Source organism: Nocardia carnea NBRC 14403 (assembly GCF_000308515.1).
In the GTDB taxonomy this organism is placed as follows: Bacteria; Actinomycetota; Actinomycetes; order Mycobacteriales; family Mycobacteriaceae; genus Nocardia; species Nocardia carnea.
In genome coordinates this window covers 290,617-312,052 of record NZ_BAFV01000039.1, presented here as the reverse complement: position 1 = coordinate 312,052, position 21,436 = coordinate 290,617, and the positions used below count along the sequence as shown (strand labels likewise).

General features: G+C 65.6%; 24 protein-coding genes and 1 pseudogene. 7 read left to right on the top strand and 18 right to left on the bottom strand.

Features of this window, described 5'->3' with window-relative positions:
- Nucleotides 1-90: 90 nt before the first annotated feature.
- The 6 genes from ON22_RS14305 to ON22_RS14280 all read right to left on the bottom strand — a co-directional run bounded on the left by ON22_RS14305 (nucleotide 91) and on the right by ON22_RS14280 (nucleotide 4,658).
- Nucleotides 91-840 (bottom strand): 2-phosphosulfolactate phosphatase, encoded by a 750-nt coding sequence (locus ON22_RS14305; protein ID WP_231507966.1) that lies wholly within the window; start codon nucleotides 838-840, stop codon nucleotides 91-93.
- A 52-nt stretch (nucleotides 841-892) separates the two neighbouring features.
- Nucleotides 893-1,270, bottom strand: a complete 378-nt coding sequence (locus tag ON22_RS14300; protein ID WP_033241724.1) for a VOC family protein — start codon at nucleotides 1,268-1,270, stop codon at nucleotides 893-895.
- 231 nt (nucleotides 1,271-1,501) lie between these two features.
- The gene (locus ON22_RS14295) at nucleotides 1,502-1,960 is read right to left on the bottom strand and encodes a dihydrofolate reductase (protein ID WP_033241725.1); all 459 of its coding nucleotides are present in this window, start codon (nucleotides 1,958-1,960) and stop codon (nucleotides 1,502-1,504) included.
- Between the two features lie 13 nt (nucleotides 1,961-1,973).
- Nucleotides 1,974-2,507 carry an NUDIX hydrolase gene (locus tag ON22_RS14290; protein ID WP_033241726.1) on the bottom strand — a complete coding sequence of 178 codons (534 nt, stop codon included), beginning with the start codon at nucleotides 2,505-2,507 and terminating at the stop codon, nucleotides 1,974-1,976.
- A gap of 144 nt (nucleotides 2,508-2,651) precedes the next feature.
- Nucleotides 2,652-3,596, bottom strand: coding sequence for an RpnC/YadD family protein (locus ON22_RS14285; RefSeq protein ID WP_033241727.1), 945 nt, complete (start codon nucleotides 3,594-3,596; stop codon nucleotides 2,652-2,654).
- A 201-nt stretch (nucleotides 3,597-3,797) separates the two neighbouring features.
- Entirely contained in the window at nucleotides 3,798-4,658 is an 861-nt protein-coding gene (locus ON22_RS14280) for a haloalkane dehalogenase (RefSeq protein WP_033241728.1), read from the bottom strand.
- Between the two features lie 103 nt (nucleotides 4,659-4,761).
- Here ON22_RS14280 and ON22_RS14275 point away from each other — a divergent pair, with 103 nt between their 5' ends.
- The gene (locus ON22_RS14275) at nucleotides 4,762-5,181 is read left to right on the top strand and encodes a VOC family protein (protein ID WP_033241729.1); all 420 of its coding nucleotides are present in this window, start codon (nucleotides 4,762-4,764) and stop codon (nucleotides 5,179-5,181) included.
- The gene (locus tag ON22_RS14270) at nucleotides 5,181-5,753 is read left to right on the top strand and encodes a TetR/AcrR family transcriptional regulator (RefSeq protein ID WP_033241730.1); all 573 of its coding nucleotides are present in this window, start codon (nucleotides 5,181-5,183) and stop codon (nucleotides 5,751-5,753) included. Before ON22_RS14275 ends, ON22_RS14270 begins: the two co-directional genes overlap by 1 nt.
- A gap of 45 nt (nucleotides 5,754-5,798) precedes the next feature.
- Here the strand turns inward: ON22_RS14270 and ON22_RS14265 are convergent, their stop codons facing one another.
- The 3 genes from ON22_RS14265 to ON22_RS14255 all read right to left on the bottom strand — a co-directional run bounded on the left by ON22_RS14265 (nucleotide 5,799) and on the right by ON22_RS14255 (nucleotide 8,407).
- Entirely contained in the window at nucleotides 5,799-7,076 is a 1,278-nt protein-coding gene (locus tag ON22_RS14265; protein ID WP_033241731.1) for a DUF418 domain-containing protein, read from the bottom strand.
- Nucleotides 7,073-7,723 carry a TetR/AcrR family transcriptional regulator gene (locus ON22_RS14260; RefSeq protein WP_033241732.1) on the bottom strand — a complete coding sequence of 217 codons (651 nt, stop codon included), beginning with the start codon at nucleotides 7,721-7,723 and terminating at the stop codon, nucleotides 7,073-7,075. The genes ON22_RS14265 and ON22_RS14260 overlap by 4 nt, the downstream gene beginning before the upstream one ends.
- 90 nt (nucleotides 7,724-7,813) lie before the next feature.
- Complete coding sequence (locus ON22_RS14255; RefSeq protein WP_033241733.1) at nucleotides 7,814-8,407, bottom strand: TetR/AcrR family transcriptional regulator; 594 nt, start codon at nucleotides 8,405-8,407, stop codon at nucleotides 7,814-7,816.
- A 104-nt stretch (nucleotides 8,408-8,511) separates the two neighbouring features.
- Between ON22_RS14255 and ON22_RS14250 the strand changes: the two genes are divergently transcribed.
- A complete protein-coding gene (locus ON22_RS14250; RefSeq protein ID WP_033241734.1) occupies nucleotides 8,512-9,258 on the top strand; it encodes an SDR family oxidoreductase in 747 nt (248 codons plus the stop codon).
- A gap of 43 nt (nucleotides 9,259-9,301) precedes the next feature.
- On the opposite strand, the gene ON22_RS14245 is transcribed toward ON22_RS14250, so the two are convergent.
- The 4 genes from ON22_RS14245 to ON22_RS14235 form a co-directional block, all read right to left on the bottom strand.
- The gene (locus ON22_RS14245) at nucleotides 9,302-9,922 is read right to left on the bottom strand and encodes a nucleotidyltransferase domain-containing protein (RefSeq protein ID WP_033241735.1); all 621 of its coding nucleotides are present in this window, start codon (nucleotides 9,920-9,922) and stop codon (nucleotides 9,302-9,304) included.
- 64 nt (nucleotides 9,923-9,986) lie between these two features.
- Nucleotides 9,987-10,190 carry a DUF397 domain-containing protein gene (locus ON22_RS14240; RefSeq protein ID WP_033241736.1) on the bottom strand — a complete coding sequence of 68 codons (204 nt, stop codon included), beginning with the start codon at nucleotides 10,188-10,190 and terminating at the stop codon, nucleotides 9,987-9,989.
- Between the two features lie 67 nt (nucleotides 10,191-10,257).
- Nucleotides 10,258-10,473, bottom strand: a complete 216-nt coding sequence (locus tag ON22_RS35690; protein ID WP_081595565.1) for a DUF397 domain-containing protein — start codon at nucleotides 10,471-10,473, stop codon at nucleotides 10,258-10,260.
- Nucleotides 10,460-11,344, bottom strand: a complete 885-nt coding sequence (locus ON22_RS14235; protein ID WP_033242354.1) for a helix-turn-helix domain-containing protein — start codon at nucleotides 11,342-11,344, stop codon at nucleotides 10,460-10,462. Before ON22_RS14235 ends, ON22_RS35690 begins: the two co-directional genes overlap by 14 nt.
- Nucleotides 11,345-11,851: 507 nt before the next feature.
- On the opposite strand from ON22_RS14235, the gene ON22_RS14230 reads away from it, so the two are divergent.
- Nucleotides 11,852-12,187, top strand: coding sequence for a hypothetical protein (locus ON22_RS14230; protein WP_231507973.1), 336 nt, complete (start codon nucleotides 11,852-11,854; stop codon nucleotides 12,185-12,187).
- 258 nt (nucleotides 12,188-12,445) lie between these two features.
- Here the strand turns inward: ON22_RS14230 and ON22_RS36700 are convergent, their stop codons facing one another.
- From ON22_RS36700 to ON22_RS14220, 3 genes and pseudogenes are all read right to left on the bottom strand, one after another.
- On the bottom strand, nucleotides 12,446-12,751 hold the full coding sequence (locus tag ON22_RS36700) for an FtsK/SpoIIIE domain-containing protein (protein ID WP_033241738.1): 306 nt from the start codon (nucleotides 12,749-12,751) through the stop codon (nucleotides 12,446-12,448).
- 71 nt (nucleotides 12,752-12,822) lie between these two features.
- Nucleotides 12,823-13,113 (bottom strand): annotated as a pseudogene (locus ON22_RS38535) (FtsK/SpoIIIE domain-containing protein); the annotation flags it as partial.
- On the bottom strand, nucleotides 13,025-13,945 hold the full coding sequence (locus tag ON22_RS14220; RefSeq protein ID WP_255218535.1) for an FtsK/SpoIIIE domain-containing protein: 921 nt from the start codon (nucleotides 13,943-13,945) through the stop codon (nucleotides 13,025-13,027). The pseudogene ON22_RS38535 and the gene ON22_RS14220, both read right to left, overlap by 89 nt.
- A 419-nt stretch (nucleotides 13,946-14,364) precedes the next feature.
- Here ON22_RS14220 and ON22_RS14215 point away from each other — a divergent pair, with 419 nt between their 5' ends.
- Nucleotides 14,365-14,886: a M15 family metallopeptidase gene (locus ON22_RS14215; protein ID WP_051157609.1), complete on the top strand. Its 522-nt coding sequence runs from the start codon at nucleotides 14,365-14,367 to the stop codon at nucleotides 14,884-14,886.
- A gap of 26 nt (nucleotides 14,887-14,912) precedes the next feature.
- Here the strand turns inward: ON22_RS14215 and ON22_RS14210 are convergent, their stop codons facing one another.
- Nucleotides 14,913-16,145 (bottom strand): XRE family transcriptional regulator, encoded by a 1,233-nt coding sequence (locus ON22_RS14210; RefSeq protein WP_306306595.1) that lies wholly within the window; start codon nucleotides 16,143-16,145, stop codon nucleotides 14,913-14,915.
- Between the two features lie 212 nt (nucleotides 16,146-16,357).
- Here ON22_RS14210 and ON22_RS14205 point away from each other — a divergent pair, with 212 nt between their 5' ends.
- On the top strand, nucleotides 16,358-16,663 hold the full coding sequence (locus ON22_RS14205; protein WP_033242355.1) for a hypothetical protein: 306 nt from the start codon (nucleotides 16,358-16,360) through the stop codon (nucleotides 16,661-16,663).
- 30 nt (nucleotides 16,664-16,693) lie between these two features.
- Here ON22_RS14205 and ON22_RS14200 read toward each other — a convergent pair whose 3' ends face one another.
- Nucleotides 16,694-17,581: a PAC2 family protein gene (locus ON22_RS14200; protein ID WP_033241742.1), complete on the bottom strand. Its 888-nt coding sequence runs from the start codon at nucleotides 17,579-17,581 to the stop codon at nucleotides 16,694-16,696.
- A gap of 256 nt (nucleotides 17,582-17,837) precedes the next feature.
- Here ON22_RS14200 and metH point away from each other — a divergent pair, with 256 nt between their 5' ends.
- Entirely contained in the window at nucleotides 17,838-21,434 is a 3,597-nt protein-coding gene (metH, locus tag ON22_RS14195; protein WP_033241743.1) for a methionine synthase, read from the top strand.
- The last annotated feature ends 2 nt before the right edge of the window (nucleotides 21,435-21,436 follow it).

Here is a 21,436-nt window from a genome sequence, read left to right as displayed (position 1 = left end):
TCGGGTTTCGAGTGTCTCGGTCAAGCCAGGGCCATTCGAACGCCGGTGCCGGGCTCGAGGTGGTGGATCGACGAGGGAAGTGGACCACGTTTATGCGACGAACTCGCCATCTACGAGCACGGGGACCGTAGTGGTGGCGTCCATTTCCGTGGCCACCGCGACATCATTACCGAAGCCCATATCGACAAGCTGACGGGCTGATGCGCATTCGGAGATCAGTCTCGGCACCTCCCTGATCCCCTCGTACAGTGTCCTGGCCGCCACTGCTTCCGCCGAGAGCGGCCCCGCTCCTGTCCGGGCGAGAGCGGAAACGACCGCGCCGGCGCCGATCCAGTCTTCGATGGCCGGCCGGACTGTGTCCTGGCCGGGCCACTGTTCCCCGGCGGGGATGATCGCAATCGGCTGGTCGGCCGTGCCCCATCCTTGCCTGGCCAGCCACGCGGCGACGGCGGTGGAGTTACGCAGGCACGCAGCGACAATCGGCGTCCCCGAAACAGCCGCCGCGATAGCCGATCCATTCGGTGATGGCAAAACCAATCGGTGCGGTGCAGGTGCGTTCCTCAGTGCGGTCGGCGACAGCGACCAGGGGCGCTGCGGGGATATCGCACGTCGCCCAACCGCCAGGGCAGCATCGTTTCGTGCCGCGAATTCCTCCGCGCCGTCGTCCCGCCACGGGTAGGGAAGCACCGCCGTTCCGGCGTCGACGGCTACCGATACCGTGGTGGTGAAGGACAACACATCGACTATCACCAGCGCCGCGCTGTGTGGACCCAAGGCCCGAGCGCCGGCCTGGCCCCACTCGACTCGGATTCCGGCGCCGGACTGCACAATCCAATCCACGGTATTCACCATATGACTGAAGCGGTCAGTGTGAGAGTCGCTGCCGGTCGGCTCACTCCGCTGCACCTGGTGGGACTGTGAGGCAGAAGGGGTGTCCCGAAGGATCGATCAGAACCCGCCAGCGGTCGGGTGCAGGCTGATAGCCGGCCTTGACCGCGCCACGCTCGATCGCAGCTCTCTCCGCGGTATCGAGATCGTCGACGAAGAGGTCGAGATGCATTTGCTTGGGCACCTGGTCGCCGGGCCAGTCCGGCGGCTGGTGGTTTTCCACGAGTTCGATCGTCAGCATCACTCCGTCGCCCCGAAGAACGACCAGCTCGTCGGATTCGTACCGGACCTCGAAATCCAGCAGCGCTCGATAGAACTGCCCTAGATGGTGCGGATCCCGGCTATCGAGAGAAACTGCACCGAATCTGGCTATCGCGGTCATAACCCCCCGTATTCAGGGCCCCGGCCGTGCGCCGGGGCACGCACCTGTCATCGTTACCACAGTCAGAGTCGACTGCCGGCCAAGGCAGGGCGGCCGGTCGGTGCTGAGTGTGGACTATCACGAACAGTGGCGGATTCCGCAGGGGCGGGCGCCGAGATCTCGCCGAGTACCCGCACGGTGTTGTGCTTTCCGGCGATGGCTCGACTAACCGCGGCGTCACCTGCCCACCTGTCAGGACGGTCGAAGATAGGTGACCCAGCTGTACCCGTCGCGGTGTATGCGTTCGGTTTCCTGCCAGCGCCCGGGGTCGATCGGCGGGAAGTGGACGTCGCCGTCGAGGCCGGTTTCGATTTCTGTGATTTCCAGGCGGTCGGCCTCGTTGATGAGCTGCGCGTATATCTCGCCGCCGCCGAAACAGATGATCTCCTCGCTGTCGGCCGCAGTGATTGCTTCATCGATGGACCCGGCGACCGTGACGCCGTCCCGAGACCAGGCATGTCGGCGCGTCACCACGATCGTTGTCCGCCCGGGCAGGGGCCGGCCGATGGATTCGAATGTGCGCCGCCCCATGATCAGTGTCTTCCCCATCGTGAGTCGCTTGACCCGCTGCAGGTCCTCCCGGTCACGCCAGGCAAGGTCCCCGTCGCGGCCGATCACTCCGTTGCGGGCCACTGCGGCAATGAGGGTCATAACCACTGGTTCATCATGCCTCACCCAGCAGCGGTGGCTCGCCGGGGCCGATCGGTGTCGCCCCTCGGGTTGTGTAATGGTTGAGCGCTTCGACGCTGTCGGGTACGAACCGGCGCCGCCGGATCAGATCGGGCAGCTGCGCGTCCGGAACCCATTCGTGGCAGGCGATCTCGGTAGGGTCCGGGGTGATTTCGCTGCTGATGACGACTTCGTGCAGACCCAGCCAATAGGGCGCGACCGCTCCCCGGCACAGGAATTTGAACAGGAACCGCGGCCGGCCGGCGATGGTGAGTTCCTCGGCGAGTTCGCGGGCTGCGGCTTGCTCGTAGGACTCGCCGACTGCCACGGCGCCGCCGATCAGCCAGTTGTAGTGGCCCGGAAACGGCGCGTCGGTCTCCGGCCTGCGGTGTAGCAGAATCCTGTTCGCCTTATCGCGGCACACAGTCGTAGCGACGCGATGCAGCCAGTGCGCTCGGATAGCTGCGGTCCGTTCCACCACACCCAGCACTTGATCGCGCTCATCGACTCGCTCGACCAGTTCACCCACGACACACCCGCTTCTATCTTCTTCCGGGGCCTTCGCCGGCGCTCTACCAGCTGCCCTACTGGGCGCTCCCTTCGGCTCGGCGGTATTGCAGAGGCGGAAGAATGCCTTGCCGGTCAGTGGTGTCCGCAGATTGTCGCCGCGCGGCTAATCAGCGAGGACCTCGTCGATATCGGCGGCAGTGATGGCACGGTCGAACCAGCGGTCGAGAAGGTCGAGGTCGGCACAGGTCTGCATATGTTCCCGGGCCGATTCGGGAACATCGATCCCGCGGGCCTCCAACAGCCGCAAGGTTTTGCCGATCACTTCCTCTACACGGCCCTCGACCCTGCCTTCGACGCGTCCTTCGAATCGGCCTTCGGCGCGCCCCTCGGCCCGGCCCTCGGCACGTCCTTCGGCGCGCAGGCGCTGGGATGTACGCGAACGGTAGAACGACAGATCCACGCTCATCAGTTTGCTCCAGGTTTTCGCGGCTCGGGTCGCGCCGAGGCCGAGTTCGGTGAGTTCGGCGAAGACGTGGAGATCTTCCTCGTCTTCGAGTCCGTGCAGGGCATCGGCGAGTGTTTTCAGTATCGCATCAATACTGCGGTCCTTGGCGTGAGTGATCGCCGACAGCACAGCCAGGGGGATGTCGGCGGCCGCAATCGCGGGATCGGTCACGACGGGGACGTTGTGCGGGCCGAGAACGAGTGGGCGCACGATGATACTGGCCCACTGCGGCAGGCCGATGGTGATCGGTTGGATGGCCCAATCGGCTGTCCTGGTTTCGCGGCAGACGACGAGCAGCACAACGGGCAGCCGGTACTTCTCGTGCAGATAGGCCAGGTAGTAGGCCCAGGCGCTCGGTTTGTCCGGATCCGGTTTGTTCTGGGCTTCGACCAACAGCAAGAACGGTCCCTCCCGCACGGTGGTGATGCGCAGCAGGGTGTCGACCCTGCGCTCCAGCGGGCGGATCTCGGTGAGGTCGTTGGTGAGGACTGCGACTTCGGCGGGATCGTCGAAGGGAAGTCCGAGGACTCGGAAAGCTCGGGCGAATACCCCGGGGTTGTCTTGGAAGAGGCGGTGCATCGCCTCATGTGCGGAGCCGACCATGCCGGCAAGCTATCGGAGATACCGCGAGTAACAGTAGAAAGTGTGTTCGAAAACCGGCGTGTTCGTTCCTTCGGCGCGTCGTTCGGCCCCGGCCCGTCCGTCTCTCGACTCTCGGTTGTACGAGTTGCGGGCCCGGACTGGGCGTGCCGTCCGGGGCCACCCATCACTGCCCGGTCGGTGACCTCATCGCTTCGAGCATCACTATGGAAATCGCTTCGCGATGGCCGTTGTGACCGAATCCGGCGCGTCCTCCTGGACGAAGTGGCGTGCGTGTGGCAGCTCGACGATATCGAGATCGGTGAAGGCGGCCCGGATCCGCGGGAGACAGGTGTTCGGCCGGAACACCGGATCTCGCATGCCCCATACCGCCAGGGCCGGCTTATCGCCCAGTGTGCCGGGGACATCCCACGCGAGCCGGTCCAGTAGTGGACGGGCGGAACGGATTTCTTTGGGCATTACGGCGAGGGCCTGCCGGGACGCCGCGGTGGGCTGTACCGCGCGGTAGTGGTCGGCCTCGGCGGTGGTGAGCGTGTGTCCCAATTCCCGCAGCAAGACGCGTTCGATGAGGAAATTCTGTTCGAGTATCCGGCGCTGTATCGGCCGGCTGCCCATAATCACGCTGAATGCCCGATTCGCTCTCGCTTGGATCGGCCAGAACACGGTGTTGCCCAAAACGACCCCGCGCACTCGATCGGCACGTGACGTGGCCGCGCCCAGGCTGATGGGCCCGCCCCAGTCCTGGCCCATCAGGACGAAACCGTCGAGTTGCAGGTGATCGATCAGTTCGCCGAGGACTACGGTCTGTTCGGCGATGGTGTAGCCGAAACCCGTGCGCCGTTCCGACAATCCGAAGCCCGGAAGGTCGACGGCGATGCACCGATATCGGTCGCGAAGGTCCTTCACGATGTGCCGGTACAGGAAACTCCACGTCGGGGAACCGTGGCAGAACAGAATAGGGGTTCCCGAACCCTCGTCGATGTAGTGGACTCGACCGGCGGACGAATCGAACCAACGCGACCCGAAGGGGTACAGATTCTCGTCGGGGACGAAGTCGATCAGCATATGTTCCCTCCCTCCAGGGTCAGGCTAACTCCTGTGTGCCCGGACCGGCTACGGGAAGAGGGTGGTCCTTAAATAATTACGGTCCGTACCGTACTGTAATGATGTGACCATCAACGATTGGCCCGATTACCTCGATGTAGTGCAGATCAGATTCGCCCGCCCGACCGATCGCCTCGAGGAGGTGACCCGGTTCTATGTGGACGGGCTCGGCCTGAACGAGCTGTACCGGTTCGAGAACCACGCGGGATACGACGGTGTGATGCTGGGGCTTCCGGGCACGGATTATCACCTCGAATTCACCACCCACGCCGACGGCAGTCCGGGGGACGCGCCGAGCAAGGAGAACCTGCTCGTGCTGTACTTCTCGTCGGAAGCTCGCATGTACGAAACGGTGGAGCGGCTGGGGGAGTTCGGGGTGGAACCGGTCGCGCCCGAGAATCCGTATTGGGCGGCGAACGGGGCGATCGCGTTCCCGGACCCGGACGGCTGGCAGGTGGTTCTCGTGCCGCGGCCGGTGTTCTGATGGCGGGCCGTACCCGGGACGACCGAATCGATACAGCCGTGCTGGCAGCGGCGCGTGCCGTTCTCGACGCCGAGGGGTATGCGGGGATGACCATCGGCCGGGTCGCTACCGAATCGGGCATCCACCGCCCGGCGATCTATCGGCGATGGCCGTCCAAACGTCATCTGGTGGTCGATATCGTCGCCGACCTGCTCGGGCTCGAACCGACGGCGGATACCGGTGATCTTCGTGCGGATCTCGTGGCGTCCATGCGGGAACTGGTTGTGGCAGTACGTGATACCTCTCTGGGCCGGGTCCTGCCGGCGCTGGTGGCCGACCTCGCTGCCGACCCGGAACTCCGTGAGCAGTTGTGGTCCAGGGTGTTCGGTCCACGCCGGGACACGACGGCCCGGGCGCTGCAATCGGCGATCGATCGTGGCGAGGTCGAGCCGGATATCGATATCGGTTTCGTGCTGGATGCGGTGGCCGCGCCGATCTATTTCCGCGCCCTGTTCCGGCATCTGCCGCTGCCGGATGCGCTGGCCGAGCAGTCGGTGGACGCGGTAATGGCGGCTATTCGGCGTCATCCATGATTCTGAGGTGGGTCCGGCTCTGTCGGACAGCCGGACTCCTACCGGTTAGATTGCGGGTGTGGTGGACGCGGGCGGGCCGGGGGTTTTCGCGACCGGGCCGTAAACGAGTCGGCGCAACAGGTTTTCGGCCGGTCCCGGGCTTTCTCGCCGTTCGAGCCAGAGAGCGTAGGCGATCGTGACGATCCAGACGCCGATAGCGAACGCGGCCATACTCGCACTGCCGAGTTCGGCACCGAGGCCGAGGCCCCAGGCCGCGAGCAGGGGCGCGCACAGCACCGATTGGGCCAGGTAGCAGGTCATCGAACGTTTGCCCACTGCGGTGACCGCGTGCGCGATGGGTCCGAGCCGGCGGCCGGCCAGGCGCCCGCCGATCAGTCCGAATACTGCGACATAGCCGAGGCCGCACGCCAGTCCCGTGGCCATCTGCGGTGCCGCCAATGCCGCCATGGCCGGCTCCACGCCGCTGATCACCCCGGCGTGGGCGAGCGCGTGCACGATCCCGAAGCTCCAGCCGATCGTGATACCGCCGATCGCGGTCACCCACAGCAGCCGCCGGTGTTCCTGCGGCCGCTCCAACACCCGGTGGCGTGCGGCCCAGAATCCGAGCAGGATCGATACGGGGACAACCAGACCGAACACACCCTGGACGAAGGTGATCTGGACCGGCCACATCGTCATCCGTGCGACGACCGAGTCCCAGAAAGTGTCCGCCGAAATGCTGGCATACGCCGCGTCCGCGAACCCCGGGTCGAACTGGCTGCCGGTGTCCTCGCCTGCCATGACGGCCACCGCCCCGAGTGTGGACAGGGCTGCCACCAGGATGACGATCGCGCTGCCGATCCCGGCCCAGACCAGCAGTGTGCGATCGGAGCGGCGCAGGAACAGCCACACCAGGACGAGGCCGGTGAGGCCGTAGGCGCCGAGGATGTCGCCGCCCCAGAGCAGTAGCGCGTGCACTGCGCCGAACACGATGAGCCACAGGTTCCGGCGCTGAATCACCGACCGGACCTGTTTATCGGACAGCCCGCGCTGTCCTTGCCGCCGGGCGATCATCACCAGGCCGTAACCGAACAGGAACGCGAACATCGGGTAGACCCGCAGATCGACGGTGGTGATGAGGATGCCCTGCACCACGGTGTCGAGTGCCGAGCCGTCCACCGGATGTGCCCCGGACGCCGACCGCGGGCCGCCGTACAGATAGTAGGCCGTATTGGCCAGCACGATCAGTAGCAGCATGAATCCACGGGCGAGATCAGGTCCCGGGATTCGTTCGGTCCCGCCCAGCGGTGCAGGACCTCGTGCTGTCACCTGGTCGGTTGTCATGGCTGCACCTCGGATGTGGTCGGGCTCGCGGTGATTGCGTGCGTGATGAGATCTGCCAGTTCGTCGGCATGGGCCGCGAGATCGTGCTCGGGGTAGGAATGCCAGTAGGCGATCATCGCGTCGATCCCGGCCTGCACCGTGACGGCCATGACGCGGGTATCGAACGGGCGTAGTTCCCCGGATGCCTGGCCGGTCCGGAACTCGGCTTCCAAACCCTGATAGATGGATTCGTTGAATTGGTCGCCATATACCGGGCGTCCGTGCTCGTCGAGGAGGTTGTGGAGCACTTCGGTCAAGGCGCGTAGTTCGGCGGGGTTGGTGCGCACATAGTCGGCGACGGCTCGGATGCGTTCGCCGATCCGGCGCAGCACCGTTTCTTCCGCGGTGACGCGGGGCACCACGAATTCGGTGATCTCCGCGTAGACATGCTCGACGAGCCGCTCCATCAGTTCGTCCTTGCCGGCGAAGTGGTAGGAGATGACGCCCTTGCTGATACCGGCCCGTTCGGCGATCCGGGCGAGTGAGGCTTTCGCGTACCCGACTTCGGCGAACACGGTGACGGCGCTTTCGAGAATCTGTCGCCGCCGGACCTCTTCGATGAGCGAGGGGCGGCGAGCCTGGCCGGTCGTACTATTTTCTGGCCGCATGGTCAGATTTTAGACGGGCGGCCAGCGCACGGCAATAGCCCGTGTCTGTGGCTGTTTACAGCGTCGATTCAGGTGCGGGCACGCGGTGCGTCAGTGTCCGACGGAGCGTTCGATCATCTCGACCGCGGCGGTTTTGGCGAGTCGCAGTTCCTCTTCGCCGATCCCTGCCTTGTGCAGGAATTCGATCCCTTGCATGACGGTGAACAACGTCCGCGCGGTTGCCTCCGGATCGATGCTTACGTCGATCTCGCCGGCTTCCTGGGCTTGTACGACTTGGTGGGTGAACAGTGCGAGCGTATGAGAGTAGGCCTGGCACGAGCGGTCTCGGACCTGTTCGTCCTGAGCGCTCAGGGCTGCCGCGCTGTTGGCCATCAGGCAGCCCTGGGGTGGTAGGTCCAAGCGTCCGCCGTCTTCGAAGGTGACGGCCGCCAATAGTCCGTGCCACGGGCTGGGGTCGGCGGTGATCGCGGCCTCCAGTCCGGCGGCCTGCCGGGCGCCGTATTCGTCCAGGATCCGCAGGAACAGCTCGTGCTTGTTGCCGAATGCCCCGTACAGGCTCTGCGTCCCCAGTCCTGTTGCCTCCGTGAGGTCCTGGATCGAAGTAGCCGCGTAGCCGTCGCTCCAGAAGCGGGCTCTCGCAGCGGTGAGCACGGCCTGCTCATCGAACTTGCGTGGCCTGGGCATACTCCGACTCTACTGATTATTGAGTGATCCCTCAAATTTGACATTCGAGTCCGGTGGCCGAATTATTGAGTAGTCACTCCATAACTTGATCGAAGGACGAGCACATGACCGCAGGACCGCTCGAAGGCAAGACCGCGCTGGTGACGGGAAGATCCAGGGGTGTCGGCGCCGGCATCGTGGCCCGATTGGCGGCCGACGGTGCGAACGTGGCGTTCACCTACGCCAATTCCGGTGAGCAAGCGGAAGCTGTGGCAGCCGCCGCCGTCGCCGCGGGCGGCACCGCGCACCCGATCCACGCCGACAGCCTGCACGAACAAGATATCGAGGCCGCCGTCGCGCAGACTGTCGACCGGTTCGGCGGCCTGGACATCCTCGTCAACAACGCCGGTATCGGCGCTTTCGGCCCGATCACCGATCTGAAGATGGACGAGATCGACGCGATGCTGACGATCAATGTCCGCTCGGCGATCGTTGCCGTCCGTGAATCGCTGGTCCATATGGGCGACGGCGGGCGAATCATCAACATCGGCAGTATCAACGCCGACCGCACACCGTTCCCCGGCCAGTCGATCTACGCCGCCACCAAGGGAGCGCTGGCGAGTCTCACTCGCGGGCTCGCGCGCGAACTGGCGCCGCGCGGAATCACCATCAACAACGTCCAGCCCGGCCCGGTGGACACCGACGCCAACCCCGCCGACGGACCCAATGCGGTGAACCTGCTCGGAGTCATGGCCACGGACCGGTTCGGCACCTCGGCCGAAGTCGGCGCCTTCGTCTCGTATCTCGCCGGACCCGACGCCGCCTATATCACGGGTGCGAGCCTGGATATCGACGGCGGATTCGGTGCCTGAACCCGGCAAGTGAGACGCCGCAACCGGCGTTGCGAGTTGCCTGTCAGTGTTTGTGAGCCGAAAGCGTTCCTACCCAGGGATGGTCCGGGTGCACCCGGGTAAGCCAGCCGGCCAACCGAGATCGCCGTGATCGGTCCATTGCCGGAAGGGCCCGCAGGAAATCCGTCTCGTCTTTGGCTCGGCGGGCTTTCGCCTTGAACACGAGGACGGCTTCGGGGATCACATACGGGATGCCGTCGGTGGTGTGAAGTATCAGCTCGTCATAGGGCAGGGTGATCGAGGTATCCCGGCGGCACACCCACCGGTCGCCACGGTGCGGCTCGCGGAACACATCGAGGTGATACCGCCCGGTCGCCGGATCGCGCAGCCAGGTCTGGTGCTGATTATCGGCTTCCTCGGGATACGGCCACACCTGCCCGTCGCCGACCACGTCCCATTCGTAGCCGGGCAGCGCATTCGCGATATCGGCGAATCGTTCGCTGGGCACACCGATTTCGAGGTCTGAATGCTCACGTCCCAGACCGCCGACGAACAGATCCAGCGCCCACCCGCCTGTGACATACCAGCACGGTGGGGCGCTCGACAGCCGTGTGGCGGTTTCGGTGGGCGTCCAGGCTCGCCAGAGCCGGTCGCACTCTTCGGCGGACAACGGGCGTCCGGTCATCTCCTAACGGCCTCCTTCATAAGGAAACCCCTCCCGAAGGAGGGGTTTCCTTATCAGTGGGGGATCAGGCCCGGTCGAAGTCGCCGGACTTGGCGCCGGAGAGGAAGGCATCCCATTCGCCGGGAGCGAACACCAGGGCCGGGCCCGTAGGATTCTTGGAATCCCGGACGCCGACCCGTCCGCCGGTTAGGTGCGCGGCCTCCACGCAGTCCTTACCGCCATGGCTGCGGGTGCTCTTGAACCAGTTCGCGGCCGTCTGATCATTCACGTTTGCCACTCCTCCGTTGCTTTGAGCAATGTGAGGCCCTCGAATCCGGCCCCAGTCACCCTCCGGATCATCTCCGCCTCGTGGAAGTTCCGCCATCCTTCGCGAACGCCACAAACGCATCCCATTCATCGGCGCTGAAGACCAGGGCCGGACCGGATGGATTCTTGGAGTCACGCACGCCGACGAAACCTTTTTCCAGGTGCGCGGCCTCGACGCATTCCTTGGTGCCGGAACTTCGGCTGCTCTTGAACCACCGGGCTCCGGGTAGGTCAGCGCTGTTCATGGTGCTCCTTCGCTATCTTCTTCACCAGGTCTCGGGTTCGGTCTTCGTCGAGCGCGACGCGCCTGATGCCGTCGGCTGCCATCTGGTATCTGTCGATTTCCTCTGGCCGCTCGAGGTACTGGTCGCTGGTGTAGCCCTGAACGTACACAATCGGCGGTTCTGACAGCCATGTTGTCCGATGCGGCGGGAACTCCAGCAGGACGAACAGCCCCGCATCCAGGCCGACATGAGTGGCGGTGAAGGGGACGGCCCTGATCGAAACCTGGGATAGTTCGCTCAGCTCGGCGAGGTAGTCGAGCTGTTCGGCCATCACTGCGCGGCCTCCGATGCGGTGTCGCAACGCAGCCTCACTGACAAGGATTTCCACTTCCAGGCTGGGGTCGTCGTGTAACCGCGACTGCCGACGGCTCGCGATCTCGATGTGCTGCTCTACTTCTACTGTGCGCATCCCCGGATTCGATATCCAGATCATTGCGCGCCGGTACGGCTGTGTCTGGACAAGCCCAGGAAGCAGCGTCGGTGCGTAGGTCAAAAAACGACTGGCCGCCACCTCCAAACCCAGATACAGGTCGAAGTCCTTCGGTACGGCCTCGCGGTAGGCATGCCACCAAGACTTGTACGACAATCCGCTCAGAAGATCCAGGAGAACGTCCGTAACCTCCTGTGGTGCCTTGTAGATGCGGCACAGTTCCCGCACCTGCAGTGCCGAGATCCGGGTGGACTGTCCGGTCTCCAGACGCCATAGAGTCTGATGCCCGACCCCAATTGCCTGCCGGGCCGTTTGCACACTGACACCTGACGTCTCGCGCAGATGTCGTAGCTGCCTCCCCAACATCCGTCGCGCGAAGGTGCTGTCGGTCTCCCTGTCCATGGTCTCTCTCCCCTTTGCACGGGCCTCCACATCCCGCACTGGAACGCAGTGTGACTCGTACTGGAATGTGCGGGGGGCGAAATCTGGAATGTTGCAAATTTTCTTAGGAATTGACGCGTCGGAAGCTTCCAATAGGACCTGTAGCGCTTGTCTACTGAGGGCGCACCCGGCGCAGACCACCTCCCAGAACCGCTGGGAGACACCAGTTCAACGCCAGGAGCGCCGCGAACTGGCGGTCCAGCATTCACAGTTTGGTCGCTGATGCCGTGCTGGGCCCTGCGCCGGGTGCTTGCCAACACTATTCCAGGAGCAGGGGTCAACTCATGTCTGTCAACGGGTTTCAGGGTCATGGTCGGACACTCGGGACGGTCCCGGTACAGCTACCGAAGCGGGTCAGCGGATCTTCCGGGATCCCCGACGGGCCCGTAGCGGTGCTGCCGCCGGTCGAGCGATTGGAATGCATCGCAGCGGCCGTGCGTCGCTGGTGCGCGGACCCGGAGGATGCACGTGACCCTCGATAAGCGTCCGAAGGCGGTTGCGCTGGTCCGGCGTGACGTCCCGACTCCCGCGGCCGACCTGCACACACTGGCGGAACGGCACGGCTACCGCCTCGTATTCACCGTATTCACGGACACAGGGCCACACATCGCCGCGCTGGCCCTGGCCCGGCATGCGGGGGAGCACGGCGCGTCCGCCGTAGTCGTGCCGGGCTTCGAGCACGTCGATGGGATCCGCCATCTGGTCACCGAGAATGCCGCGCTCATCACCCCGCTGCGCTTCTACCCGCGCGGCCACCGCTGGGCCGGTGACCCAGACGAACACGAGCAGCAGGTGAATGGCTGACGTGGCACTGGCGCAGCTCGTGCTCGGTCTACTCGGTCTCACCATCGCCCTGTGGTGGCCCGACCGATGACGCTGGAACTCGATGCACCTACCAACCGAGAGGCGTATCGGCTGGTCGGTAACTCGGTGCGGTAACTGTGGCTTCACCGATGTGGCAGCCCGGAGGACCGGATGAGCTCCCAGCTGTTGCCGATCACGAGTAAATGCGGCGCGCGGGTCGGCCGGGAGTGCCCTGCCGCACCATGGAGACTGCTCCCGCTACACCGTGTTCCAATGATCGCGGATCGGAATCTCCGTCGATGCGGGCGGTAGGGCAGTGAGCAACTGGTGGCCGTCCGCCGTGATGCTGAAGCCCGGCAGGTGTGGAACTCTGGCAGCAAGTTCCTCACCGGCCGGGGAGTCCGACGGGTCGGCCGGGAACAGTTCGACGTGGCCACCGAATCCCGCCTCGAGAGCCAACGGTATCGGTGACCACTTCCCGACCGTGATGACGAGGTGCACCCCGTACGAGGGGCCATATTCCGCCAGTTCGGCGAGGGCGGCCACAGCTCGGGTCTTGCCCATGCGATCTCGAAGCCGTCGATCACCAGGCACACGTCGCTGAACGGATCCTGGCCGGCGGCCGTCACAAGGGATAACGCCATGATCAGCGTCCGCAGCACGGTCGACTTTCCCGGCCCCGGTGCACCGACGACCGCGAGATTGCCCCGAGTGCCGGACAAGTCGACATACAGCGGGTCTCGGCGCTGATCGAATGGCCGGTCGACAATCCCGATCGGGATATTCAACGTCGCGACCGGGTGAGGCCCCGCTGTCGCGATCGGATACGCCACGAGCTCATCGAAGTGTCGGCGGGGTATCCAACGGTGGCAACAAGACCTCGAATACCGGTGGTCCGTGCCAATGCATCTGGGAGACGAGTACATCGAGCAGCGGGCGCTGCACCACCGCCCCGGATGCAGTTCTCGTCGGAATCAGCCGGGAAAGGCGGGTTGCTTCGAACCGAATCGGATCGGCGCCCGCGTGGAGGTATCCGTGGGGGCGGTGCCTCGGTTGCGTGTGGGCGTTTTCGGTAGCGGATGCCGTATGTGATCGGTAGGCGGGGTTGTTGTCCAGCACGATGTGGTAGCCGGTCGCGGACTGGGAGGCCGTCCTTGCCGTCTGCGCCGGTACACCCAGCAGCAGATGAGTCCTGATCACCTTCCCGAGACGGGCGAAAGTTGCGCAGAACTGGCGGGTCTCCCGTCGTTCCGGGGCTATGCCGGCGAAGTCGTCGATGACAACCACCAGCGCGGGCACCGGGTCCAGATCTGCCCCCGCGGCTCGCGCCCGCGCCCAGTCTTCCATATCGCTGGAGTGGCCCAACAGTGGCAGCATGTTCAAGCGGCGATCGGACTCCCCCGACAGAGCTGCGAAGAGACGATCCAGCAGGCACCGGTCACGCGCGACTCCGGAAACAAGCGCGGACAGATGTGGCAGCTTCTCCAATCCGTCGAAGGTTCCACGGCCGTAGACATCGACGAGGACGAAACTGACTTCTTCTGGCGATTGCCGTAGTGCCATTCCGAGGACGATGGCCCTGAGGAGTTCGGCTCTGCCCGAATCTTCGTCCCCGACCACCAGCCCTTGTCCGTACCATCCCGTCCTGCTTCTCTCGACCGCACGGATGACCAGCTCGACCGGTGTTCCGGTCTCGGTGACACCGATCGGAATTCCGGCGGATCGGCGATCACGCGGACAATGCCAGAGCTTCTCGATATCGATGTGGTCCGGTTGTTCGAGGCCGAACAGGGCCGCGAAGTCGGTATCGTCCGATCCGGGTCGCTGCTGGTCGCCCTCTCCGTTTGCATCCCGTAGCCGAACACCGTGGGCAAGAACCGGATCTTTCACGGCAGGCCCCCTCCTTGTCGATCTATCCAACACGCGTAGCCGATGCGACGGCCGGGATCGCAACGACCGCCACCGACAACCTTTACCACGACACGGAGCAGGCGCGGTCGGATGTCACCGACGTCCGAAAGCTGCCGGTGACAACACGGGATGCGACGCGACTCACGCGTCATCGAGCCTGGGCGGCGGCATCGGAGTACCTGTGGGGCCCTCCGGCAGGGTCACATCTGTGCAGCTCATAGATAACGCGGCTGGGCGGTGGCAATGCGGTCGATAAGATTATCCGCATGCCCCTCCGCCTGCGAGTATCAACCGGTCGCGCCGTTGCGGTGGCGGTATCGGCGGTAGCTGCCGGTGCCCTCGCCTTCGGTGGCGCCGAGGCCGCCGCCTACCCGTTCCCGGTCCCGCCGCTGACGGAGACCGCGGCGGCGGGGACCGAGGGGCTCGACCCGTTGCTGGCGCTCGCGTACACCATGGCCGAGCGGGAAGCGCATGCCGCGGGTGTGCCGATGTGGATCAATTCCGGTTATCGCAGCCCGGCCGAACAGCAGGCGATGTGGGAGGACGGGCTGCGTACCTACGGCACGCCGGAGGAGGCGCGCCGCTGGGTGCTGCCGCCGGAGGAGTCCACGCATGTCACCGGCCGGGCTGTCGATATCGCACCGCGCGACGGTGCCGCGTGGCTGGAGGCAAACGGCAACCGGTGGGGGCTGTGCCGCACGTTCGACAACGAATGGTGGCATTTCGAGCTGGTCACCATCCCCGGGACGGCCTGTCCGCCCCGGGTGCCCGACGCCGCCCACCGCTGAGGTGTGAATCCGCGCCGGGCGTACGTTCAGGTACCGGATACCGCGCGGAGTTCGTCCAGGTACTCCTGAGTCCGTGGATCGTCGGGGAAATGGGCCATCAGTTCCCGTCCGACCTCGCCGCCGATACACAACAGTGAGGGCAGTGACCGGCGTTTGGATTCGAAGGCCTGCAGCCCCTCCGAGACCGCCAGTTCGAGATCGCGCCCGCGGGCGGCGACCATCGCCAGGGTGAGGTGGGCTTCGGCGACCCGCATCGGGTTGCGGACCGTGCCGTCCAGGGTGGTGGAGTCGGCCAGGACGGCTCGGGCGAAACGTTCGGCCCGCGCATCGTCGCCGACCACCCGGCAGCAGTCCATGGCATAGAAATCGAACTTCTGCGGGTCGACGACGAAATGGTTCTCCAGGTCCTCGGGGTGGCCGAGCCGGTCCAGCAGCATCCGGCCCTGCGCCAGTGCCGCGTCCACCGCGCTGCGGTCGCCGAGGCGGGCCCAGGCTTTGGCACGCTGGGCGGCGAGCTGGACGCCGACGCCGCTGTCGGCGCATTCCGGCGGTACCGAATCGACGGCCTGGATGACCCCGCGGTTGTTGCCCTGGGTCAGCGCGAACCAGGCCGCCAGTTCCGAACTCCATCCGATGATTTCGGTGTTCCCGGATTCCAGGCCGAGGGATCGGGCGGCCCGGCGGGTGGCCTCGGCGCCGCCGCGGCGGCCGAGATCGTATTCGAGACAGCCCAGGAGCAGCGCGACCCAGCCCGCGAGTTCCAGCACTTCTTTGTGCTGGGCCAGGGTCAGCCGGCTGTCGAGCAGGGCCGCGATCCGCCGCAGCCACCCCGATGCTTCACGGTGCAGTTGGTGGGCATCGGTGGAGGCGTAGTCGCGGCAGAGTCGTTCGGCGGTGATCCGGACGGCATCGAGGGTGGCGGTCGAAACATCGGACATCCGTAGCCGGCCCATGAATTCGAGCGTGTCCATACCGGTGGCGGTGAGCAATTCGTCGTCGCGGCTCGGGCGGGCCTTGGGGAAGAACGCCGCGGCGACGGTATCGAAGGCGGCGGCGATGAGGGGAGCGTAGAAATCGTCGGGGCGGGATTCGCCCGATTCCCAACGCCGCCAATTACGTAGCAGAGTGCTGTCGGTGGGTAGGTTCTGGGACGATTTGGCGCGAAGCGCGCGTACCGCCTCGGCCTGTGACCACCCACGCGCATCGCGTTCCGAGCGCATCCGGATGGCCCACAGCGGACGATCTTCAGCAGCAGTCACGCCGCCAGTATTGCACCAGCAAACTTTTCGTGGACCCCATAGGGCATGAAGATGTCCCCCGCATGACCTCTTCTGCATGCGTTCCCTGTCGGTCATGCTCGAATCGGACCGGCTGCGTGCCGGTTCAAGCAACACCCCCGCGAACGCGGGTGGAGATCCCGGAGCAGGAAATGGTTCCCCGTCTCGTGCGGGGAAGGATTCAGGAGGTTCGGGTGGAAGCGTTGGTATATGGGTATTTACGCGATGATCTGGCCGCGGGCGACGGCGACGATATGGAGGCCGCGCTACGCGAGCTGGCCGATGCCCACGGATTATGCTTCGCCGCGACATTCCACGAATCACATGCGGGTGACGGAACGGCATTCGCCGAACTGACCCGGGAACTCCAACGGGCGGATGCACACCACGTGGTGGTGCCTTCGCTCGATCACCTCACCGGCCAGACCATTCCACGCGAACTGCTGATCGCGAAACTGGCCAACGACGCCGCCGCCCGCATCTGGTCGGTGGCGAGCTGAACCGGGGGCCCGGCGGCTCGGCGTTCCCCCTCAGCGTCCGAAGCCGCCGGGTCCCCGCCGGCGCAGATACTTCTCGAATTCGGCCGCGATGGCATCGCCGTCGATCTTGGCCATGACCTCGTTCACGTCGATCGCTGCGTCGCCGCGTTCCTCGAGCGAATGCACGTACTCGGCGATCTCCTCGTCGGCGACGGTCATCTCGTTCACCGTCGACTCCCACTCCTCGGCCTGTTGCGGCAGCTCCCGCATCGGCACTTCGATATCGAGGACATCCTCCACCCGGTGCAGCAGCGCGATCGTGGCCTTCGGGTTCGGCGGCTGGGAGACGTAATGCGGAACCGCCGCCCAGAACGACACCGCCGGAATCCCGGCCTTCACGCACTGGTCCTGCAGCACGCCGGTGATCCCGGTCGGCCCCTCGTAGCGGGTCTGTTCCAGGCCGAACCGTTCGGCCGCCTCTTTGCTGTAGGCCGAACCCGTCACCGGCACGGGCCGGGTATGCGGGGTATCTGCCAGCAGCGCCCCCAGGATGACCACCGTCTCCACACCGAGCTGATCGATGAGCTCCAGGAGATCCGAGCAGAACCGGCGCCACCGCATATTGGGTTCGATACCGCGCAGCAGGACCACATCGCGTTCGCTACCGGGCGGGGAGCACACCGATAACACCGTCGCCGGCCAGACGATCTCGCGGGTGACACCCTCCACCTGCCGGACCATCGGCCGGTTCACCTGATAGTCGTAGTAGTCCTCGGAATCGAGTTCGGCCAGCGGCCGCGCATCCCAGATCAACTCCAGGTGCTCGACGGCGCCGCTGGCCGCGTCACCAGCGTCGTTCCAGCCTTCGAAGGCGGCAACGAGCACCGGGTCACGCAACGCGGGCAGTTCCCGATCCACCGGAGATTCACTCGAGCTCACCCCAGTCAGCCTACGGTGCGGGTCGTGACCGGCGCGCAGTATCGGTCCCCCCGCGCCTGTCGCGGCCGGTCGCCGGGCCTGCACGGGGGTGACGGGAGGTGCTCGTCACCCCCGGTACGCGGGGGCTCCGGTCGCGTACGAACCCTGCCCCGGTGGGGTGGTGGGTGGCCCGGCCGCGTGCGTCCCAGCTGTGGCCGCCCCCACAGGTGTGAACTAGGCGAACACCGCTGCGGGGGCGCCCACTACTCTGGAATCCATGTCTGCCTCCCGCCCCGCCGAGTTCGATACCACCTTGCTCGACACGCTCAGCCGCCGTGTCGTGATCGGTGACGGGGCGATGGGCACGATGTTGCAGGCCGTGGATCTCACACTCGACGATTTCCGCGGCCTCGAGGGATGTAACGAAATCCTCAACGACACCCGCCCCGAGGTGCTGCGCGATATCCACCGCGCCTATTTCGAGGCCGGTGCCGACGCCGTGGAAACCAATACTTTCGGCTGCAACCTACCCAACCTCGCCGACTACGATATCGCCGACCGGATCCGGGATCTGTCCGAGAAGGGCACCCGGCTGGCCCGTGAGGTCGCCGACGAGATGGGTCCCGGCGCCGACGGGACGCCCCGTTACGTCCTCGGCTCGATGGGCCCGGGCACCAAACTGCCGACCCTGGGGCACGCTCCCTACGCGAGCCTGCGCGACGCCTACACCGAGGCCGCGCTCGGCATGCTCGACGGTGGCGCCGACGCGGTACTCATCGAGACCTGCCAGGACCTGCTGCAGGTCAAGGCGGCGATCAACGGTACCCGCCGGGCCATGACACAGGCCGGACGCCGCATCCCCATCATCACCCACGTCACCGTCGAAACCACCGGCACCATGCTGGTCGGCAGTGAGATCGGGGCGGCGCTCACCGCGCTGGAGCCGCTGGGTATCGACCTGATCGGGCTCAACTGCGCGACCGGCCCGGACGAGATGAGTGAGCATCTGCGCTACCTGTCGCAGCACGCCCGGATTCCCGTCTCCGTGATGCCCAATGCCGGCCTGCCGGTGCTCGGGGCCAACGGCGCCGAGTACCCGCTGACCCCCGAGGAGCTGGCCGCGGCGTTGCGCGGTTTCGTCGCCGACTACGGCCTGGCCCTGGTCGGCGGCTGCTGCGGCACCACCCCGGAGCACATCCGGCAGGTCGCCGAAGCCGTCCGTGAGGTGGAAACCACGCTGCCGCCGATCGGGCAGCGCCGCACCCCGCAGCCGGAACCGAGCATTTCCAGCATGTACACCGCGGTGCCGTTCGAACAGGACGCCAGCGTGCTGATGATCGGCGAGCGCACCAACGCCAACGGTTCGAAAGCGTTCCGGGAGGCCATGCTGGTCCAGGACTGGGGCAAATGCCTCGATATCGCCAAGGACCAGACCCGCGACGGCGCCCATCTGCTCGACCTGTGCATCGACTACGTCGGCCGCGACGGTAGCGCCGATATGTCGGAACTGGCCTCCCGGCTGGCCACCGCCTCCACGCTGCCGATCATGCTCGACTCCACCGAACCGCCCGTACTGCAGGCCGGGCTCGAGCGCCTCGGCGGCCGCTGCGCGGTGAACTCGGTGAACTACGAGGACGGCGACGGGCCGGACTCCCGGTTCCATCAGATCATGAGCCTGGTCGCTGAACACGGCGCCGCGGTGGTGGCGCTGACCATCGACGAGGAAGGTCAGGCGCGGACCGCCGAGCACAAGGTCGCCATCGCCGAACGGCTGATCGCCGATATCACCGGCAACTGGGGCCTGCACGTGGGCGATATCATCATCGACACTCTGACCTTCACCCTCGGTACCGGCCAGGAGGAATCGCGGCGCGACGGCCTGGAAACCATCGAGGCCATCCGCGAACTCAAACGCCGCCACCCCGGCGTGCAGACCACGCTGGGCCTGTCGAATATCTCCTTCGGCCTGAACCCCGCCGCGCGCCAGGTGCTGAACTCGGTGTTCATGCACGAATGCGTGCAGGCCGGCCTGGACAGCGCCATCGTGCACGCCTCCAAGATCCTGCCCATGAGCCGGATCCCCGACGAACAGCGCGAAACCGCCCTCGACCTGGTCTACGACCGGCGCCGCGACGGTTACGACCCGCTGCAGACGCTCATGCAACTGTTCGAAGGTGTGTCGACGGCCGATTCGCGGGCCTCGCGCGCCGACGAACTGGCCGCGCTGCCGCTGTTCGAACGTCTCGAACGGCGCATCGTCGACGGTGAACGTGCCGGGATGGACGCCGACCTCGACGAGGCGATGCGCGAGGTGCCGCCGCTGAAGATCATCAACGAAACCCTGCTGTCGGGGATGAAAACCGTCGGCGAACTGTTCGGCTCGGGACAGATGCAGCTGCCGTTCGTGCTGCAGTCGGCCGAGGTGATGAAAGCGGCCGTGGCGCATCTGGAGCCGCATATGGAGGCCACCGACGACAGCGGTAAGGGTCGCGTGGTGCTGGCCACGGTCAAGGGCGATGTGCACGATATCGGCAAGAACCTGGTCGACATCATCCTGTCCAACAACGGCTACGAGGTGGTGAACCTCGGGATCAAACAGCCCATCGCCAGCATTCTCGACGCCGCGGTGGACAAGAAGGCCGATGTGATCGGTATGTCGGGCCTGCTGGTGAAATCCACCGTGGTGATGAAAGAGAACCTGCAGGAACTCAACACCAGGGGAGTGGCCGAACAGTTCCCGGTACTGCTCGGTGGCGCCGCGCTCACCCGCTCCTATGTGGAGAACGATCTCACCGATGTCTACGAGGGCGATGTGCACTACGCACGCGACGCCTTCGAAGGACTGCGGCTGATGGACGAGATCATGGCCGTCAAACGCGGGGCCGGACCCGACCCGGACAGCCCGGAAGCGGCGGAGCGGCGGCGTAAGGCCGCCGAACGGAAAGCCCGCCACGAACGTTCGCGCCGGATCGCCGAACAGCGGCGGGCCGAAGAAACCCCGATCGTGGTGCCGGAACGGTCCGATGTGGCCGCCGATGTCCCCGTGCCGGTGCCGCCGTTCTGGGGCACTCGCGTGGTGAAAGGCCTGCCGGTCCAGGAATATTCGGGTCTGCTGGACGAGCGGGCCCTGTTCCTCGGCCAGTGGGGGCTGCGGGGGCAACGTGGCGGTGAAGGACCCAGCTACGAGGAACTCGTGGAATCCGACGGCCGGCCGCGGCTACGGGCCTGGCTGGACCGGCTCAGCACCGAAAATGTTCTGCAGCATGCGGCGGTGGTGTACGGGTACTTCCCGGCTGTTTCCGAGGGCGACGACGTGGTCGTGCTCACCGAACCGGAACCCGATGCGCCGCAACGGTACCGCTTCACCTTCCCGCGTCAGCAGCGCGACCGGTTCCTGTGCGTGGCCGATTTCATCCGCTCCCGCGAGCACGCCCGCGCGACCGGACAGGTCGATGTGCTGCCGTTCCAGCTCGTCACCATGGGGCAGCCGATCGCCGATTTCGCGAACGAACTGTTCGCCGCCGACAACTACCGGGACTACCTGGAGGTGCACGGAATCGGTGTCCAGCTCACCGAGGCGCTCGCCGAATACTGGCATCGCCGGATCCGCGAGGAACTCACCCTCGACGGGCACGCCATCGCCGAATCCGATCCGGCGGATGTGACCGAGTACTTCAACCTGGGGTACCGCGGCGCCCGCTACTCGTTCGGTTACGGTGCCTGCCCGGAGCTGGAGGACCGCGCCAAACTGGTGGACCTGCTCGACGCCGGGCGGCTCGGCGTCACGTTGTCGGAGGAGCTGCAGCTGCATCCCGAACAATCCACCGATGCGTTCGTCCTGTTGCATCCGGAGGCGAAATACTTCAATGCCTGAGC